14 protein-coding genes are annotated in these 18,792 nt (G+C 46.9%); 5 read left to right on the top strand and 9 right to left on the bottom strand.

Features of this window, described 5'->3' with window-relative positions; all coding sequences use genetic code 11:
• Positions 1-46: 46 nt before the first annotated feature.
• The 3 genes from PEB0122_RS01840 to hrcA all read right to left on the bottom strand — a co-directional run bounded on the left by PEB0122_RS01840 (position 47) and on the right by hrcA (position 3,183).
• Complete coding sequence (locus PEB0122_RS01840) at positions 47-832, bottom strand: ABC transporter ATP-binding protein (RefSeq protein WP_075869532.1); 786 nt, start codon at positions 830-832, stop codon at positions 47-49.
• Between the two features lie 47 nt (positions 833-879).
• Positions 880-1,950 carry an ABC transporter substrate-binding protein gene (locus PEB0122_RS01835; protein ID WP_075915345.1) on the bottom strand — a complete coding sequence of 357 codons (1,071 nt, stop codon included), beginning with the start codon at positions 1,948-1,950 and terminating at the stop codon, positions 880-882.
• A 162-nt stretch (positions 1,951-2,112) separates the two neighbouring features.
• Positions 2,113-3,183, bottom strand: a complete 1,071-nt coding sequence (gene hrcA / locus PEB0122_RS01830; RefSeq protein ID WP_075913971.1) for a heat-inducible transcriptional repressor HrcA — start codon at positions 3,181-3,183, stop codon at positions 2,113-2,115.
• 107 nt (positions 3,184-3,290) lie between these two features.
• On the opposite strand from hrcA, the gene rph reads away from it, so the two are divergent.
• The 3 genes from rph to hemW are packed head-to-tail and all read left to right on the top strand — an operon-like array spanning position 3,291 to position 5,828.
• The gene (gene rph / locus PEB0122_RS01825) at positions 3,291-4,010 is read left to right on the top strand and encodes a ribonuclease PH (protein ID WP_075915344.1); all 720 of its coding nucleotides are present in this window, start codon (positions 3,291-3,293) and stop codon (positions 4,008-4,010) included.
• A gap of 13 nt (positions 4,011-4,023) precedes the next feature.
• Positions 4,024-4,668, top strand: coding sequence for an RdgB/HAM1 family non-canonical purine NTP pyrophosphatase (gene rdgB / locus PEB0122_RS01820; RefSeq protein WP_075915343.1), 645 nt, complete (start codon positions 4,024-4,026; stop codon positions 4,666-4,668).
• Complete coding sequence (gene hemW / locus PEB0122_RS01815; RefSeq protein WP_075915342.1) at positions 4,668-5,828, top strand: radical SAM family heme chaperone HemW; 1,161 nt, start codon at positions 4,668-4,670, stop codon at positions 5,826-5,828. The genes rdgB and hemW overlap by 1 nt, the downstream gene beginning before the upstream one ends.
• Positions 5,829-5,947: 119 nt before the next feature.
• On the opposite strand, the gene mce is transcribed toward hemW, so the two are convergent.
• The 4 genes from mce to PEB0122_RS01795 are packed head-to-tail and all read right to left on the bottom strand — an operon-like array spanning position 5,948 to position 12,087.
• Positions 5,948-6,355, bottom strand: coding sequence for a methylmalonyl-CoA epimerase (gene mce / locus PEB0122_RS01810; RefSeq protein ID WP_075869537.1), 408 nt, complete (start codon positions 6,353-6,355; stop codon positions 5,948-5,950).
• Between the two features lie 43 nt (positions 6,356-6,398).
• A complete protein-coding gene (gene scpA / locus PEB0122_RS01805) occupies positions 6,399-8,537 on the bottom strand; it encodes a methylmalonyl-CoA mutase (RefSeq protein WP_075915341.1) in 2,139 nt (712 codons plus the stop codon).
• 2 nt (positions 8,538-8,539) lie between these two features.
• Positions 8,540-10,546 (bottom strand): acetyl-CoA carboxylase biotin carboxylase subunit, encoded by a 2,007-nt coding sequence (locus PEB0122_RS01800; protein WP_075915340.1) that lies wholly within the window; start codon positions 10,544-10,546, stop codon positions 8,540-8,542.
• An 8-nt stretch (positions 10,547-10,554) separates the two neighbouring features.
• On the bottom strand, positions 10,555-12,087 hold the full coding sequence (locus PEB0122_RS01795; RefSeq protein ID WP_075915339.1) for an acyl-CoA carboxylase subunit beta: 1,533 nt from the start codon (positions 12,085-12,087) through the stop codon (positions 10,555-10,557).
• Between the two features lie 280 nt (positions 12,088-12,367).
• On the opposite strand from PEB0122_RS01795, the gene PEB0122_RS01790 reads away from it, so the two are divergent.
• Positions 12,368-13,786 carry a helix-turn-helix domain-containing protein gene (locus PEB0122_RS01790; protein ID WP_075869541.1) on the top strand — a complete coding sequence of 473 codons (1,419 nt, stop codon included), beginning with the start codon at positions 12,368-12,370 and terminating at the stop codon, positions 13,784-13,786.
• Between the two features lie 547 nt (positions 13,787-14,333).
• Here the strand turns inward: PEB0122_RS01790 and PEB0122_RS01785 are convergent.
• Positions 14,334-15,323 (bottom strand): aldo/keto reductase, encoded by a 990-nt coding sequence (locus tag PEB0122_RS01785; protein WP_075915338.1) that lies wholly within the window; start codon positions 15,321-15,323, stop codon positions 14,334-14,336.
• A 132-nt stretch (positions 15,324-15,455) separates the two neighbouring features.
• Between PEB0122_RS01785 and PEB0122_RS01780 the strand changes: the two genes are divergently transcribed.
• Positions 15,456-16,346 (top strand): LysR family transcriptional regulator, encoded by an 891-nt coding sequence (locus PEB0122_RS01780; protein WP_075915337.1) that lies wholly within the window; start codon positions 15,456-15,458, stop codon positions 16,344-16,346.
• A gap of 387 nt (positions 16,347-16,733) precedes the next feature.
• Here PEB0122_RS01780 and PEB0122_RS01775 read toward each other — a convergent pair whose 3' ends face one another.
• Positions 16,734-18,647: an AMP-binding protein gene (locus PEB0122_RS01775; RefSeq protein WP_404801498.1), complete on the bottom strand. Its 1,914-nt coding sequence runs from the start codon at positions 18,645-18,647 to the stop codon at positions 16,734-16,736.
• Positions 18,648-18,792: the final 145 nt, after the last annotated feature.

Raw genomic sequence — 18,792 nt, 5'->3', positions numbered from 1 at the left:
TTGCCGATTTCTCAATCACAGGATTTGATGGATATGCAACAGCAGTTCAACAATTCATACTAAAATTTTCAAAATGCTGTCTTATTTGACCTAAAATTTTTCCGACTTTTTTATCTGTCAATTCCTGAAGTTCACGCGGACGGGGCAATTTGACGTCGACAATTTCCTCAATATGACCGGGGCGCGGGCTCATCACCACCACTTTATCGGCAAGAAATACCGCTTCCGGAATGGAATGGGTAACAAAAAGCACAGTTTTTTTGCTTTCAAGCCAGATATTTTGCAATTCGCCATTTAAAACTTCGCGGGTCATTGCATCAAGCGCCCCGAATGGCTCATCCATAAGCAGAACTTTCGGGTCTCGAATGAGGGCACGGCAAATACCGGCACGTTGGCGCATTCCGCCTGAAAGCTCGGTTGGCAATTTGTTTTCAAATCCTTTAAGTCCCACCGTTTCCATCAACATCAAAGCACGGTCATGGTACTCTCTTTTGTCGAGATGCATCAATTCGACCGGCAACAGGATGTTTTGCAGGATTGTGCGCCAAGGGAGCAGCGTAGGATCCTGAAAAACAAATCCCACTTCCGGCGAAGGACGGGTAACGGCAACGCCGTTAAGCATCACATCACCGACAAAATTGTCCACAAGACCGGCGAGGATTTTGAGTAACGTTGTTTTGCCGCAGCCGGATGGCCCGACAAGTGCAATAAAAGCGCCTTCGGCAATTTCCAGATTGACATTCTTCAACGCATCAATCGTGCCGTCTTTTTTGCTTATATAGCTCTTGTGCAATCCCTTGATGGTGATAAGGGGCTTTTTGATAGACGGCATAGACGTTTTCTCAATCCTTCAGAACGACAGCCTTCGCTTTAAACGGGTTAGTCCTTTTTAACAATTGTCTTGATATCGAAATTATAAATTTCCGGCATCAAGGAATTGTTCCAGACATCCTTTACAGTAAGCAGGCGTTCGGTTGAACCTGTTTGATGCGCAAAAGACAAAACTGCTTGCCAGCGTTCATCAGGAATATCAAGCCATTTTCCCCAATTTGCCGGATCCGGTTTGTCAGCCGGTACCGAATCGGCAAGTGCTATGGCCATAGCTTCGGCAGTATTTTTGGCATCCTGTCCGGTCGGATTATCAGAACCTCCCAGTTCGGGGAATTCTTTAAAAGCAAGTTTCAAGGCGCTATCGGGATAAAGTTTGGTATAGATCATGCCTTTATAGGCAGCGCGTGCAAAAGCCGAAAGTTCATGCGGCTTGTCATCGAATATCTTCTGGCTTGTGACCATAGTAACACTGAAAAGGCGGTTCATTTCTTCAGGACGTTGCAGAAGATCGAATTCAACACCGTTTTGCCGCATAACGGTAAAACTGTCGGAATAGCTGTCGACTGCGTCGATATCCCTCGCATTGAGCGCGGCTGCCGCCCGCGCACCTGCACCAACGGGGACAATTGTAATGTCACTTTCTTTCAAGCCGGCAATTTTCAAATTCGCCCGTAAATCGGCATAAGAAGCCGAAGCCAGACTGATTACGCCCACCCGTTTTCCTTTAAGATCGGCAATGGATTTGATAGTTGAGCCTTTCGGGACACCGATAAAATAAGGCCATCTGACCGTTATTCCGGCAAATGCCTTGAGTGGCACACCTTTGTCGACAGCGGCGGCAATATTGGCAGAAGATGCATAGGCAATATCGGCAGAACCGGATGCAACAGCTTGGAGCGCTGCCGTGGAGCCATCAGTATAAAGCAATGTCGGATTGATATTTTCTTCTAAAAAATAACTGAGTTGTTTGGGTATGGCATAGGTAAATGTCTCTTCCGCCGGCGTTGTTGTACTGCGGGCGAGCGCCAGGACAAAATGCACAGGTTCGGCCAATCCGGATATAGCGAAAAATAAAAACGCATTGAGTAGTACAACGGCATGAATGAAAACTGCTTTCATGGGATGCTCTCCTTTGTACTTTCCGTAAAACAAATGCAGCCGATAAAACAGATGCGGCTTGCGGAAAGGGCGGACAATGACAGGGCCTATCCGGAAAGTATCCCATCTCTAACCGATAAGTGCAATAGAAGCTGAAGTTTTAAAACATTTACCCGAATACATCTATTTGAGAAGTCGCGAGACAAGCTGGGCAGTATAGTCGACCATCGGAACAATGCGGGCATAGTTCAAGCGGGTCGGGCCGATAACGCCGAGAGCGCCAAGAACATGCTGGTTTGAATCGCAATAAGGCGCAACGATGAGCGACGAGCCCGATAACGAAAACAATTTGTTTTCCGAACCAATAAAAATACGAACGCCTGAACCTTCCTCGGCAAGGTCAAGAAGCTGCATCATGCTTTCACGTGTTTCAAGATCGTCGAAAAGATGGCGCAAACGTTCAATATCTTCGGCAGCTTTCACATCTTCCAGAAGGTTGCCGCGCCCGCGCACAATAAGCTGGGTTTTACGGCCCTGATCTTCGCCTCCCCAAACGGCAAGCCCCTGATCGACGAGATGTTGCGACAATTCATCAAGAGCGGCCTTGGTCTCTTCTCTCTGCCTCGAGATTTCTGCTTTGGCTTCGCTTAAGGTGCGTCCCTGAATATGTGCGTTGAGAAAATTTGTTGCCTCGCTCAATTGTGACAATGTTACCCCTTCGGGTAAATTGACAATACGATTCTCTACGTCACCATTTTGGGTTACGAGAACTGCCATGGCGCGCGATGAATCAAGACGCACAAATTCGATATGTTTGAGTGTTCCTTCATTTTTTGTCGACAAAACCAGTCCGGCACCGCGCGACAGACCGGAGAGGATCTGGCTCGCACCAGTCAAAAATTGTTCAACCGATTGGCTATGCCCTGCTTCTTCAACCTGTGTTTCTATGGCTTTGCGTTCATCTGCCGGAAGGTCGCCAACTTCGATAAAAGCATCCACAAAAAATCTCAAACCCGATTGCGTCGGCATACGACCGGCAGAAATATGGGGCGAGTAGATAAGCCCTAAATGCTCGAGATCGCTCATAATTGTGCGGATGGTTGCCGGCGAGAGGCTTTGTGGCAATTGTCGTGACAGATTGGCCGACCCGACAGGGTCTCCTTCGTTCAGATAGGTTTCGACAATACGCCTGAATATATCGCGGGATCTTTCGTCGAGACTTTTTAATTCATCCGGAATGGCGGCGTGTTTCATCATATTCCTTCAACGATAGAATTTCTTTCCTTCTATATAAGTTTTGCCAAAGATGGGTCAAATGGTCTAAAGATGCTTGAAACAATACTTCACGGAAAGGAAAATTTATGCGTCCGTCCAATCGTGCCAGCAACGAGATGCGCGCCGTTTCATTTGAACGTCATGTGAACAAACATGCCGAAGGGTCATGTTTGGTCAAGTTCGGTGATACCCATGTTTTATGTACCGCAAGCCTTGAAGAACGTGTCCCCAACTGGATGCGCAATTCTGGTAAAGGATGGGTTACAGCCGAATATGGCATGTTGCCCCGTTCAACCGGTGAAAGAATGCGCCGCGAGGCTGCTTCCGGCAAACAGGGTGGGCGCACTATGGAAATCCAGCGTTTGATCGGGCGTTCACTGCGCGCGGTTGTTGATTTGAAAGCCTTGGGAGAAATGCAGATTACGATTGATTGTGATGTTATTCAGGCCGATGGCGGAACCCGCACGGCATCGATTACCGGAGCATGGGTTGCCCTTTATGATTGTCTGGGCTTTATGGAAACGCGCCAGATGGTCTTGCGCAATAAAGTGCTGAAAGACCATGTTGCGGCAATTTCTTGCGGCATTTATCAGGGAATGCCGGTGCTTGATCTTGATTATGCAGAAGATTCCAACGCCGAAACCGATGCCAATTTCGTGATGACCGGCAAAGGCGGAATTGTTGAAATACAGGGAACAGCAGAAGGTGATCCGTTCAGTGAAGAGCAATTTTCAACTTTGATGTCACTCGCTAAAGGTGGCATTCATGATTTGATTGAATTGCAGAAGAAAGTGATAGCTTCCTGAAAGGTGATTATCGATGAGAAAGCTTGAAGGGAAAAAACTGGTTGTTGCAACCCATAATTCCGGCAAACTCAGGGAAATAGCCGATCTTATTGGCCCGTTCGGGTTTGAAACCACATCGGCGGGCGAATTGGGATTGGAAGAACCGGAAGAGACCGGCACGAAATTTGAAGAAAACGCCTATATCAAGGCTTTTTTTGCTGCCAAATCGACAGGCCTGCCGGCATTGTCGGACGATTCAGGACTTGAGGCCGATGCTCTTAACAAGGCACCCGGCGTTTATACTGCCGATTGGGCTATTCAACCTGATGGGCACCGTGATTTCGACAAAGCGATGAAAAAAGTTGAAGATGCATTGGAAAAGAAAGGTGCAACAACGCCAGATAAACGGCATGGCCGTTTTGTCTCGGTGCTTTGCCTTGCCTGGCCGGATGGTCATGCGGAATATTTTCGTGGTGAAATCGAAGGGACTTTGGTCTGGCCTCCGCGTGGCAAAAAGGGTTTCGGTTTTGATCCTATTTTCCAGCCGGAAGGCTATGACAAAACATTCGGCGAAATGACGGCAGAGGAAAAACATGGTTGGAAGCCGGGCGACAAACATGCTTTGTCCCACCGCGCACGGGCTTTTAAACAATTTGCCGAAGCGTTACTGGAAAACTGATGGACGCGCCATTCGGTATTTACGTCCATTGGCCGTTTTGTGCCGCCAAATGTCCTTATTGCGACTTCAATTCCTATGTCCGGTTGAAAGGCGTGGATGAAGACCGTTTTGCCAAAGCTTTTGCAAGAGAAATGGCAACGGTGCGTGAATGGACAGGAGCCCATAAGGCAACGACTGTTTTTATCGGCGGTGGTACGCCATCACTAATGTCGCCAAAAACAGTCGAATCACTCTTGAAAAGCATTGATCGCTATTGGCCGATTGTGGACAATGCCGAAATTACAATGGAGGCCAATCCTTCGAGCGTCGAGGCCGGGCGTTTTCATGGCTATCGTTCAGCCGGTGTCAACCGGCTTTCTTTGGGCGTTCAATCATTAAACGACGAAGAATTGAAGCGCTTGGGGCGCATTCATAATGTTGAACAGGCACGTTTTGCTATTGGTCTTGCACGTGAGATTTTCCCGCGGCTTTCCTTTGACCTTATTTATGCGCGCCCGAACCAGACATTGAAATCATGGAAACATGAGCTGGAACAAGCAATTGATCTCGCAGCCGACCATCTTTCGCTTTATCAATTGACCATTGAAGAAGGGACGGGGTTTGACAGGCTCTATAAAGCCGGAAAGCTCAAATTGCCGGAGGCGGATTTGAGTGCCGATCTTTATGATCTCACACAGGAGATAACCGAAAGTCACGGGCTTCCGGCTTATGAAATATCCAATCATGCGTCCGCCAATGCGCAGTCACAACATAATCTCATTTACTGGCGCTACCAGCAATATGTCGGCATTGGTCCGGGAGCACATGGCAGGTTTCTTCCCGTTTCAAATGTTGATTTTCCGGATAGGCGATTGGTAACGATCACCGAAAAAATCCCCGAACGCTGGTTGGAACTCGTTGAAAAACAGGGCCACGGCATTGCGGAAGAAGAACATTTGACAAAAAGTGAGCAGGCAGAAGAAATGCTGCTCATGGGGATGCGGCTTACCGAGGGGCTTGATCTTGCCCGCTACGAGAAACTGGCAAATCACGGATTGAACCAGAGCAAAGTTGCCGATCTTCAACAACAAGGTCTTGTAGAAATGGTGGGCAATAGCCGTATCCGTGCAACCAGAAAAGGCCGCGTGATTTTAAACTATATTATCAGCGAACTCGCGTGAGAAATTTTATCCGGTTTTCGGGATTCGATCGGTTTCTATTTAAAGCAAAATAGAAAAGATCAATTCTATAAAAATTGCTTTTGAATTGATAATGAGAAGTTTTGGAAGCGTTTTTGGCCTTAAACCTCTTCAAGCTCTACCAATGTTCCATCAAAGTCTTTCGGATGGATGAATAGAACGGGTTTCCCATGTGCGCCAGTTTTAGGATTTCCGTCGCCGAGGATTCTAATTCCTTCGGCAACAAGCTGGTCGCGCATTTTTAGAATATCATCAACTTCAAAACAGATGTGGTGGAGGCCACCTTTCGGGTTTTTTTCAAGAAATTTTGCGATAGGTGAATTATTTCCCAGTGGGCTCATCAGTTCGAGTTTTGTGTTGGGCAGTTTGACGAAAACAATTCTGACGCCATGTTCAGGCAGGTCCTGAACAGGAGAAACATCATTGTTCACGGAACGATAAAGTTCGGCAGCCTGTTCAATATCCGGTACGGCGATTGCGACATGGTTCAGTCGGCCAAAGTGGTACACTGGAAAAACTCCCTATTGAGCGAAGAAATATAAATTGGTCTCATCAGATATTACGTAATTTCCCTTGTAAAAGATCAAGGATTTTGCTGGCCGCTTCAACCACATTGGTTCCGGGACCAAAAACAGCAGCAACTCCGTTTTCTTTCAAAAATTCGTAATCCTGTCGGGGGACAACGCCGCCACAAACCACGATAATATTGGAATTGTGGTTTTGCAATGCTTTGACAAGCTGAGGCAACAGGGTTTTATGACCGGCTGCCAGCGAAGAAACACCGATGAGTTGAACCTTGTTTTCAATAGCCATTTCGGCTGCTTCTTCCGGTGTCTGGAAAAGTGGTCCGGCAATGATTTCGAATCCCATATCGCCGAATGCCGAAGCAATGACTTTTGCTCCGCGATCGTGACCATCCTGTCCGAGTTTGGCAATCATGATGCGCGGGCGTTGGTCTGTTGTATCGGTGATATCGCTCAAGCGCTGTTTTAATGTTTTATATTCAGGCTCGTTCGAGAATGCTTTTCCATAGATGTTTTTGACCACAACGGGCTTGGCCGAATGGTCACCGAAAACTTTACGCATTGTGTCCGATATTTCACCGACAGTTGCGCGCGCCCTTGCGGCTTCCACCGCGGCTTCAAGCAGGTTGCCGTTTCTGCTTCTGGCAATATTTTCCAGATTCTTCAATGTGTCAGTGACTTTCCGGCTATTGCGGGTTTGTTTGATCTTTTCCAGTCGGGCAATTTGTTGGGCGCGGACCTTTGTATTGTCAATTTCAAGAATATCGATTTTCTTTTCTTCATCGGAGCGGAATTTATTAACCCCGACGATAATCTCTTCCCCCTTGTCAACCGCCGCCTGACGGGCAGTTGCCGCTTCTTCGATGAGGCGTTTCGGCAAGCCGTCAATCACTGCTTTGGTCATGCCGCCCATGGCTTCTATCTTGTCAATAAGAGCGGATGCTTTGTCGACGAGTTCTTTGGTGAGCGTTTCGACATAATAGGAGCCGGCGAGCGGGTCGACGACCTTGGTAAGGCCCATTTCATTTTGCAAAATCAGCTGCGTATTGCGGGCAATGCGTGCCGAAAATTCGGTGGGCAATGCAATCGCCTCGTCAAAAGAATTGGTATGAAGCGATTGTGTTCCACCCAAAACAGCCGCCAATGCTTCGTAAGCGGTGCGCACAATATTGTTATACGGGTCCTGTTCCTGCAAGGAAACACCGGACGTCTGACAATGCGTGCGCAGCATCAGGGAAGATGCTTTTTTAGGTGAAAATTCGTGCATAATGCGCGACCATAAAAAACGTGCTGCACGTAATTTTGCCGCTTCCATGAAAAAATTCATGCCGATGGCAAAGAAAAATGAAAGTCGGCCGGCAAATTGGTCAACATCAAGCCCTTTTTTAAGGGCTGCACGCACATATTCCCGCCCGTCTGCAAGTGTGAAGGCCAGTTCCTGTACAAGTGTGGCTCCCGCTTCCTGCATATGATAGCCGGAAATGGAAATTGAATTGAAGCGGGGCATTTCATTGGCGGTATATTCGATAATATCGGCAATGATGCGCATAGATGCTTCGGGCGGATAGATATAGGTATTGCGTACCATAAATTCTTTGAGGATATCGTTCTGGATTGTTCCTGAAAGATCGCGTCTTGCAACGCCCTGTTCTTCGCCAGCAACAATAAAATTCGCAAGAATGGGTATGACAGCGCCATTCATCGTCATCGAAACAGACATTTTATCAAGCGGAATACCGTCAAAGAGAATTTTCATATCTTCGACTGAATCAATCGCAACACCGGCTTTTCCTACGTCTCCCACAACACGCGGATGATCGGAGTCATATCCGCGGTGAGTGGCAAGATCAAAAGCGACCGAAAGGCCTTTTTGCCCGCTCGCAAGGGCTTTTTTATAAAAGATATTCGATTCTTCGGCGGTGGAGAAACCGGCATATTGGCGGATTGTCCACGGCCTTCCGGTATACATTGTCGCTCTCGGGCCACGCAAGAACGGGTCTAGCCCCGGTAATGTGTCCAAAAGATCGTCGTGAGCGAGATCGTCTTTAGTATAAAGTGGTTTGACATCAATGCCCTCGGCTGTATGCCAGACAAGTGTGTCGGGAGAAGCCTTAAGCTCCTTTTCGGCAAGTTTTTTCCACTCGCTTATATCTCCTTTTCCGGCCATGTCTATTCGAACTCCATGATGGTTTCGTCAACACCGAGACTTTGTCCGACTTTCACCGAAATTTCGCTGATTTTGCTTTTCTTTTCAGACCTCAGCATATTTTCCATTTTCATCGCTTCGACGATCGCAAGAGGTTGGCCGATTTCGACTTCATCGCCTTTTTTGACAAAAACCGCGGTAATGACGCCGGGCATCGGGCATAACAACATTTTGGATGTATCGGGGGGCAATTTTTTTGGCATGAGTGCTGCAAGGGCAGCAATATTGGGTTCCCTGACATGGGCAATTGCGTCAATGCCACCATGGCGCAACCTTATGGCTGTTCCTTTGACATCGACCTTCACAACCATGTTCGACAGGTCCGAAACAGAAAATTGGCAAATAGTCATGCCAGGTAGCCAATGGCTTTCAAGGGTAATTTGTTCTCCATCGGCAAATTCCAATTTGGCTCCGGCTTTATCAACCTCAATAACCAAGGGAAAAGACTGGTCGAAGATCGACACGACCCATTCATTTTTTACAATACGCCGGTGGTTGTCGAGCGTGCCGGAAATCATGGCTGCCCGTTCTTGCAATTTCCAATTGATAAACGCGGCAATAGCTGCAAAGGAACGCGCTTCATCCGGCGTTGGCAAGACGCCATGAAAGCCATCCGGAAATTCTTCCGCAATATAGGCGGTGGTTAATTTGCCTTCCTGAAAGCGTTTTTGCCGCATGACAGCCGAAAGAAATGGCAAATTGTTTCCGATGCCTTCAAGTTCGAAACTGTCGAGCGCTTCTTGCATGGTTTGAATTGCCGTTTGGCGATTTTTTCCCCATGTAACGAGTTTCGAAATCATCGGGTCATAATAGATCGAGATTTCTCCCCCTTCATAAACGCCGCCATCGTTACGAATTCTCGTTTCATCATTGTCACCGGTTGCAATAGGTGGATTATAACGGGTCAGTCTTCCGGTAGAGGGGAGGAAATTCCGATAGGGATCTTCGGCATAGAGCCGGCATTCCAACGCCCAGCCATTCCGTTTAACATCATTTTGGGAAAGCGGCAAAGCTTCACCGTCAGCAATACGGATCATCAGTTCGACAAGATCAAGTCCGGTAATCATTTCGGTAACCGGATGTTCAACCTGCAAGCGGGTGTTCATTTCCAGAAAATAGAAATTCCGTTTGCCATCAACAATAAATTCCACCGTACCGGCGGAGTGATAATTGACGGCACGGGCGAGCGCAACTGCTTGTTCTCCCATGGCTTTGCGGGTTTTTTCGTCAAGAAAAGGTGAGGGAGCTTCTTCAATCACCTTCTGGTTGCGCCGCTGGATGGAACATTCTCTTTCATTGAGATAGATAATGTCGCCATGCTTGTCGCCCATGATCTGGATTTCGATATGGCGCGGTTCACTCACAAATTTTTCGATAAAAATGCGGTCGTCTCCGAAGGATGATTTGGCTTCATTCTTCGACGCTTGAAATCCTTCTCTTGCTTCTTCGTCATTCCATGCAATGCGCATGCCTTTGCCACCGCCACCGGCAGAGGCTTTAATCATGACCGGATAGCCGATTTCACGCGCGATTTTTACCGCATGATCGGTATCATCAATGAGCCCCATGTGTCCGGGAACAGTCGAAACACCGGCTTCCGCTGCCAATTTTTTGGAAGTAATCTTGTCCCCCATAGCGCGCATGGCATCTGCCGGTGGCCCGATCAATATAATCCCTTCCTGTTCCAGACGATCGGCAAAAACAGGATTTTCCGACAAAAAGCCATAGCCCGGATGAACTGCATCGGCATTGCTTTGTTTGACTGCAGCAATGATTTTTTCGATGTCGAGATAGGATTGGGATGAAGGCGAGGCGCCAATATGGATAGCTTCATCGGCTTGGCGGACATGAAGAGCATTGGCATCGGCATCCGAATAGACAGCAACCGTTTTGATGCCCATCTGTTTTGCTGTACGAATGACGCGACAAGCGATTTCGCCACGATTGGCAATCAGGATTTTTTTAATCATTTGAAGCCTCAAAGCGGGATAGTGTCATGTTTGCGATCACGATTTTCGACCTTTTTATTGCGAAGGGCAGCAAATGCCCGCGCCACTCTTTTTCGGGTGGAATGAGGCATGATCACTTCGTCAATAAAACCGCGCTCGGCAGCAATAAAAGGATTGGCAAAACGTTTTTCATATTCTTGCGTCAGGCGGGCAATCTCCTCTTTGTCATCAAGATGTGACCGGTGGAGAATTTCAGTGGCCCCTTTTGCTCCCATGACAGCAATTTCCGCCGTTGGCCAGGCATAGTTGACATCCGCGCCAATGTGTTTTGATGCCATCACATCATAGGCACCGCCATAGGCTTTCCGGGTAATGACCGTTACCATCGGAACGGTTGCCTCGCTATAGGCAAAGAGCAATTTCGAGCCGTGAATAATAACGCCGTTATATTCCTGCGAAGTACCGGGCAGGAATCCGGGAACATCGACAAGTGTCAGGATCGGAATATTGAAAGCATCACAAAAGCGTACAAAGCGTGCACCTTTGCGGGCAGTGTCAATATCAAGACACCCTGCAAGCACCATTGGCTGGTTTGCAACAACACCGATCGTGCGTCCTTCAATACGGATAAAACCGGTTATGAGATTTTTTGCAAAATTCTCTTTGATCTCGAAAAACGAGCCCTCATCGGCAACACTTAAAATAAGCTCTTTCATGTCGTAGGGCTTTGTGGATGAATCGGGAATGAGCGTATCAAGCTTCATATCAAGCCGTTCGGTATCATCGTAAAAAGGCCGCACAGGCGGCTTTTCTTTGCTGTTTAACGGCAAATAGTCGAAAAGCAACCGGATATTTTCCAGTGCTTCAATATCATTTTCAAAAGCCCCGTCAGCAACGGAAGACTTTTTGGTGTGGGTTGTTGCTCCACCCAATTCTTCGGCAGTGACAATTTCATTGGTGACGGTTTTTACCACATCGGGTCCGGTGACAAACATATAGGATGAGTCACGAACCATAAAAATAAAATCGGTCATTGCCGGTGAATAGACGGCTCCACCGGCACAAGGTCCCATGATAACGGAAATTTGTGGTATCACACCTGAAGCTTCGACATTGCGACGGAAAACTTCGGCGTAACCTGCAAGCGAGGCAACACCTTCCTGAATGCGTGCACCACCGGAATCATTAAGGCCGATAACCGGCGCACCATTGCGCGCAGCCATATCCATGATTTTGCAAATTTTTTGTGCATGCGTTTCAGAGAGCGAACCGCCGAGAACGGTAAAATCCTGAGAAAAAACGTAAACCTGTCGGCCGTTGATTGTTCCCCAGCCGGTGACCACGCCGTCGCCGGCGTATTTTTGTTCGTCCATGCCGAAGTCGGTACAACGGTGGTTGACGAACATGTCGTATTCTTCAAAGGAACCGGCATCGAGAAGAACTTCTATGCGTTCGCGCGCTGTGAGTTTGCCTTTTTTATGTTGAGCGTCTATGCGGCGCTCCCCACCGCCAAGACGGGCACTCTGGCGCCGTTCTTCCAATTGTTGCAAAGTTGCAAGCATTGTTCCTCCCTCGGTCTTCAAGAACCGCTAAAACGCATCCTCTTACATTTCTGGATGATGCTATTGTGCGAGGAACAGATATCGGTTCAAAAAAAAGAAAAGGCGCGTTTTCTCCAACCGCAGCCTTTTCTTTTCCTCCCACATGTATCCGATCAATAAAGGCAAAGCCTTTTTCCTCCACGATTCGAAGCTATCACAGTCAAAAAAATAATAAAGCTTGATCGTGTGCGAATGCATAAGTTATAAAAATGCAAATTGTAAATTGCGAAATTGTGAAAAAATGGCTATCGGAAAACTCTATATCGGGCGGAAAGTGCGCAAATTGCGTGAAGACCAGCAATTGACGCAAGCCCATTTTGCCGAGCGTATCGGCATTTCTACCTCTTATCTCAATCAGATCGAAAATAACCAGCGGCCCGTCTCGGCTGCTGTTCTCCTATCTTTGGCTGAAAAATTCCACATTGATATTTCCAGTCTTTCTTCCGGAGAGGATGACCGTTTGCTCTCTGCTTTGAGTGAAACTCTGAGCGATCCGTTATTTAAAAATAATCGGGCAGGCATGCAGGAATTACGGCTTATTACACAAAATGCGCCGGGTCTTGCGCGTGCACTTATTACTTGTCATCAGGCCTATCGGCTGGCTTCTGAACAATTAGCAAGTACCGATGGCCGGTTGCAGGCAAGCGGCCTCACGGAAGTTTTACCTTATGAAGAGGTGCGAGACTTTTTCCATTTTGTCGATAACTATATCGATGATCTCGACCGTAGTGCCGAACGACTCGCCGCCGAGATAGGTATCGGTGAGAGTGACAATCATTCCGCCATTATCCAACGACTTGAAGAACGCCATCAGGTTCTTGTACGCTGGGGCACGGATGACAATGGCATGGTTCGCCAGTTTGACCCCAAGAGCCGTGTATTGACGTTAAATCCTTATGTTGCTCCGCAACAACGCACTTTCCAGCTGGCAGTCCAACTTGCACAGTTTGAAGCCGACCCACTTTGCGACGAGATTATCAAAAAAGCTTCTTTCAAATCGGAAGAAGCCAATCAGATTTGCCGTATCGGACTTTACAACTATTTCGCCGGTGCACTGGTTTTGCCCTATAAACCTTTTCTGCGTACCGCCAATCTGTTGCGTCATGATATCGAATTGCTTGCTGCCCGTTTCAGCGTGTCATTGGAGCAGGTTTGTCACCGGCTTTCGACTTTGCAGCGCCCGGGTGAAAAAGGGGTACCGATTTTCTTTGCCCGCATTGACCGCGCAGGCAATATAACCAAACGGCATAGCGCCGTGAAATTGCAATTCGGCCGTTATGGTGCGGCTTGTCCCGTCTGGAACGCCCATCAGGCCTTTGAAACTCCCGGAAATATCATACGGCAACTTGCCGAAACACCGGATGGTGTGCGTTATCTTTGTCTGGCCGTTCAGGTGGTGAAAAGGAATGGTGGTTATCACAGTCCACATCCCCATTATGCGCTGGCTTTCGGTTGCGAAATATCGAATGCTTCACAATTTGTTTATGCTGATGGTCTCAATCTCGAGAATAACGCCGCCTATGAGCCGATAGGTATTTCATGCCGGATCTGTTCACGCACGGCATGTCCAAGTCGGGCAGCTCCACCTCTCAAGCATAAACTGTCGGTCAATTATAATCAGCGCGATGTATTACCTTATACATTGGAGCAAATCGGTTAAACCTGTTTGCCAATTAATGATGCTCTGGAAAGGTTCAGCTCATAAATGCAGGAACGACTGAACCTTTTTTGATAGCGTTGGTCGTTCCAGAAAAATTGTTTTGAAAATATTAAAAATCCGGACGGCTTAAATGAAGTTTTCGAGGTCGTCCATCATTAGAAATGCACGCTAAATAAGCCAAGCGTTCGTTCACTTTTTGATCAATATGAATGACGGTTGCGGCAATAACCTTGATCAATGAAAAGATTATAAAGGGAGAGATATATCTCCCCTCGTATTGTTAGCTTATATTATGCTCAAGATATTTCTTTTTTAGCACCAGACTTGGCTTTTCCCGTTTTTAAAACACGTGGAAACGGGTGCTGCTTATTTACATTTTTTATGAACAGCATAGTGGACCGATGAAGCCGGTCTTCAAATTTATAAAGCGAGAGTGTGAATCCCATAATTTGCATGGTCATTCACACCCTCGATCATTTTTATTCAATCGTCTAATGACAAAGGGTTAAAAAGCCCGATCAACCGGCTTTTCAAAATCGGATAACAGTTATTTATCAACCAATTTCAACCGGCTGTCATCATAACGTTTTCCGGCAACTTTTTCCGGGCTGACAATATTTTCCAGCCGCTTGCAATCGTCTTTTGTAAGATGAATTTCGGTGGCTGCAACATTGTCTTCCAAATGGCGGATTTTTCTTGCCCCTGGTATCGGTACGATAAAATCACCACGGCTTAGAACCCATGCCAGTGCTAGCTGGGCAACGGTGGCATTTTTCTCTTTTGCCATTTTTTCCATTTCGGTAATGATTTGCCGATTTTTTTCGAAAGCACCTTCCTGAAAACGTGGTAGCAGGCGGCGAAAATCGTTAGCGCCCAAACCTTTGGTTGTAAAACCGCTGGCAAAGAAACCGCGTCCTAAAGGACTATACGGGACAAAGCCGATTCCAAGCTCGCGGCATGTTGCCAAAATTTCTTTTTCGGGATCACGCGTCCAGAGCGAGTATTCACTTTGGAGTGCACTGATCGGATGAACCTTGTAAGCGCGTCTTATTGTTTCGCTGTTTGCTTCCGAAAGGCCAAGCGCACGCACTTTGCCTTCTTTAACGAGATCGGCCATAGCACCGACTGTTTCTTCAATCGGAACATTTGGGTCAACCCGATGCTGATAGAAAAGATCAATCACATCAATGCCCAAACGTTTGAGAGAGGCTTCAGCAACTTCACGCACATGTTCCGGACGGCCGTCAACGCCGGTGGCATCAATGTGGCCATCAGGTTGCTTTTCGAGTTTAAAACCGAATTTTGTGGCAATGACCACTTTATCGCGAAAAGGTTTTAATGCTTTGCCGACGAGAATTTCATTATTGAAAGGGCCATACATTTCTGCCGTATCAAAAAGGGTCACACCCAGCTCGACTGCGCGGTGCAATGTTTTGATCGCCGATTGCTCATCATCGCCGCCATAAGCATGTGTAAAGCCCATGCATCCGAGCCCGATTTCCGAGACACTCAATACACCGAGTTTGCGTTTCTTCATGCTTCAATTCCTCTTTATTTTTGTCTGTTTGCCTATTTTTCAACACTCTAGAGGAATATTTATTGTTTGTTTATACTATTTAATTCGCTAATTATGATCTAAAAATTAGAACAATAAAGGGGCAGGGAATTTATGGATAGGCAACAACTCTCCCATTTGCTCATTTTCGAGACAGTGGTGGAAGAAGGCAGTTTCCGGACAGCGGCGAAAAGGCTGAATATTGCGCCGTCAGCAGTATCTTATGCCGTCGGAAAACTGGAAGAAAGTCTGGGTGTCCAACTTTTTAACCGTACGACGCGCAGTCTTGGTTTGAGCGAAGCCGGCAAAGTTCTCATGCATGAAACGGCTTCTGCCCTCAGGGTGATCGAGGATGGCTTTAATGCCGCCAAAGCAACCCATAACAAGATTTCGGGTTTGTTGCGCATAAATACCGGCTATTCGGCAGCCAAGTTTGTTATCGCGCCTTATTTGGGGGCGTTCAGCGAAGCTTATCCCGATATCACCCTTGATCTCGTCATCGACAATCGTTTTGTTGATATTGTCAAATCGGGTTATGACGCTGGTATACGTATCCATGAACAAGTCGAAAAGGATATGATAGCGGCAAAAATAGGTGGAGATTTGCGAAGCGTTCTGGTGGCAACGCCAAAATATTTCGAAACGCATCCGGCTCCCCGTCATCCTACCGAGTTGAAAAACCATAAAGCGATTTTATATCGGTTTAACGAAAAGCGGACTTATGTTTGGGAATTTGAAAAGGGGCGGAAAAAATTCACCGTTACACCACCTGAACAACTTATTCTCAACAACCATCAATTGGTGATTGATGCAGTGCTTCAGCATGCCGGACTTGCCTATGTTTTCGAAAATTACGTGAAGGACGCAATCAAGGGAGGTAAGCTTATCAAAGTGATGGAAGATTGGACGCCGTCTTTTCCAGGATTTTATATCTATTACCCGCAACAAAAAATGCGGGCGGCACTGCGTGCTTTTATCGATTTTTTTATTGCGCATAATCGTTGATCCGGCATGTCAAAAAGCCGGATCGAGCAAAACTTGGACACCGGATTTGATATTTTGAAAATATGCAACAGCGACAAAAAACATCGGTAACGGTTTCGGTTTGAACATGATGTCTATCAAGGTAGCGCCCAAGTGGCACTCCTGTTTGTTCATGCATATTCTTTGTTTATATCCCAAGATATTTTTTGTGACGATCAGCCATTCAAAACTGCAATTCGACCATCAGCATCGATCATCGCAGGTTATGTTATTCAAAAAAACAATACAAATTCTCGCATTGAATTCTTTTTAAAAACGGACGTATATTTTCATATAAAACGGGAAGTTAGCCGTTTTGGCTACCTTCCCGCTTGTTATTCCGGTCAAGTCGTTGAATTCACCTATCCTTCAAAAATGGCGGGTTTTTACCATCTCCTGAATCTCCACAAGTGTTGAAGGATCTTCAATTGTGCTCGGCGTTGACCATTTTTCACCATCGACAATTTGCCGTATGACAGCGCGCAGGATTTTACCCGAACGGGTTTTCGGCAATTTGCGTACTGTCATAACGAGTTTGAATGCTGCAACCGGTCCGATAATCTCGCGGATGCGGGCAATGCATTCCTTTTCAATGATGGCGTCTTCCCGTTCGACATTATGTTTGAGGACAATAAAACCGCAAGGAACTTGCCCCTTCAGATTGTCTTTAATGCCGATAACCGCACATTCTGCAATATCCTGATGTCCTGCCAGTGCTTCTTCCATACCGCCGGTAGAAAGTCTGTGACCGGCGACATTGATAATATCATCGGTGCGGCTCATGACAAACACATAACCATCTTCATCGATATAGCCTGCATCCGAAGAATTATAATAACCGGGGAACCGTTCAAGATAGGTTTTTTTGAATTGTTCGTCGGAATTCCATAAAGTTGGCAAGCAACCGGGCGGAAGAGGAAGACGAAATGCCAGATTGCCGAATGTACCCGGTGTGACCTTGTTGCCGTCATCATCAAGAACGTCGATGACATAGCCCGGCATCGGGCAGGCCGGTGAACCGGGTTTGATAGGCAAAAGGCCCAATCCAAGCGGATTGGCTGCAATCGGCCAACCGGTTTCCGTTTGCCACCAATTGTCGATGACCGGTACGTGAAAAAGATTGGTTACCCATTGTAATGTATCGGGATCTGCGCGTTCTCCGGCTACAAACATGGCTTGCAAATTGGATAATTTATAAGGTTTTGCATAATTCCCGTCGGGGTCTTCGCGTTTTATTGAACGAAACGCGGTCGGAGCAGAAAAAAACGAGCGTACATTATAGTCTTCACATATACGCCAAAATGTCCCCGGATCCGGTGTGCCGATCGGTTTTCCTTCGAAAAGTACAGTTGTTGCCCCGACGATGAGTGGCGCGTAAAGGATATAGGAATGCCCTACCACCCAGCCGACATCGGAAGCGGTAAACATAACTTCACCGGCTTTGACATTGAATACAGCCCCCATTGTCCATGCCAGTGCTACAATATAACCGCCTATATCGCGCATGACCCCTTTAGGTTTTCCGGTGGTGCCGGATGTATAAAGGATATAAAGCGGGTCGGTTGCCGAAAGCTCGGCACACGGGACTTTGCGCCCGATATTTTCCTTGAGTATTTTGGCGTAATCAAAATCACGCCCCTCTTTTAAAGTAAAAAGCCCCTCGGGGGCTTTTTGGGTAATCGGCCTTTCATGGACAATACAATGTTCCACCTCATGCTTTGCAATTTTTATAGCCTGATTGACCATAGCCTGATAAGGAACAATGCGGTTCGGCTCGATACCGCAAGAGGCGGCAATGATAAGTTTCGGCTTGCAATCATCAATGCGGATGGCAAGTTCCTTTGCAGAAAATCCTCCAAAAACGATTGAATGCACGGCTCCAATGCGTGCACAGGCAAAAACCGAAGTAAAAACCTGCGGAATCATTGGCATATAAATGAGAACGCGGTCACCTTTTTTTATGCCGATATCCTGCATAAAGGCGGCAAGAGCCTGCACTTCTTCATAAAGTTCCTGATAGGTAATCGCTCTTTTACCGTTGCTTACCGGACTATCATAATAGATGGCCACTTGAGCGCCACGTCCCGCTTTCACGTGCCGGTCAACAGCATTGTAGCAAGCGTTCGTTTTTCCGCCCGTAAACCAGCGCCCATAAACTCCGGCATTTTTATCAAACACCTTGTCATACGGTTCAAACCAGTCGATCAGACGGGCAGCTTCACCCCAGAATTCTTCAGGATGCTTTAAACACTTATCATAAATCTGTTTGTAAGACGACATTATGCAACCCTCCCAGTTTGCAAATTCCTCCGCCGCGAAATCTAGCGGGTAAAAAATTCTTGTCTAGTGCTAAATTGTATCAATAGAAAAATATCTCGGATCGCGATAACTTTATCTTGTGTATTAACAGTTTTAGGCAATAAGATTT

This window comes from Ditibartonella apis, assembly GCF_001952075.1.
Lineage (GTDB): Bacteria > Pseudomonadota > Alphaproteobacteria > Rhizobiales > Rhizobiaceae > Bartonella > Bartonella apis.
Note: the sequence above shows the minus strand (reverse complement) of the source record. Positions and strands in the feature narration are given on the sequence as shown.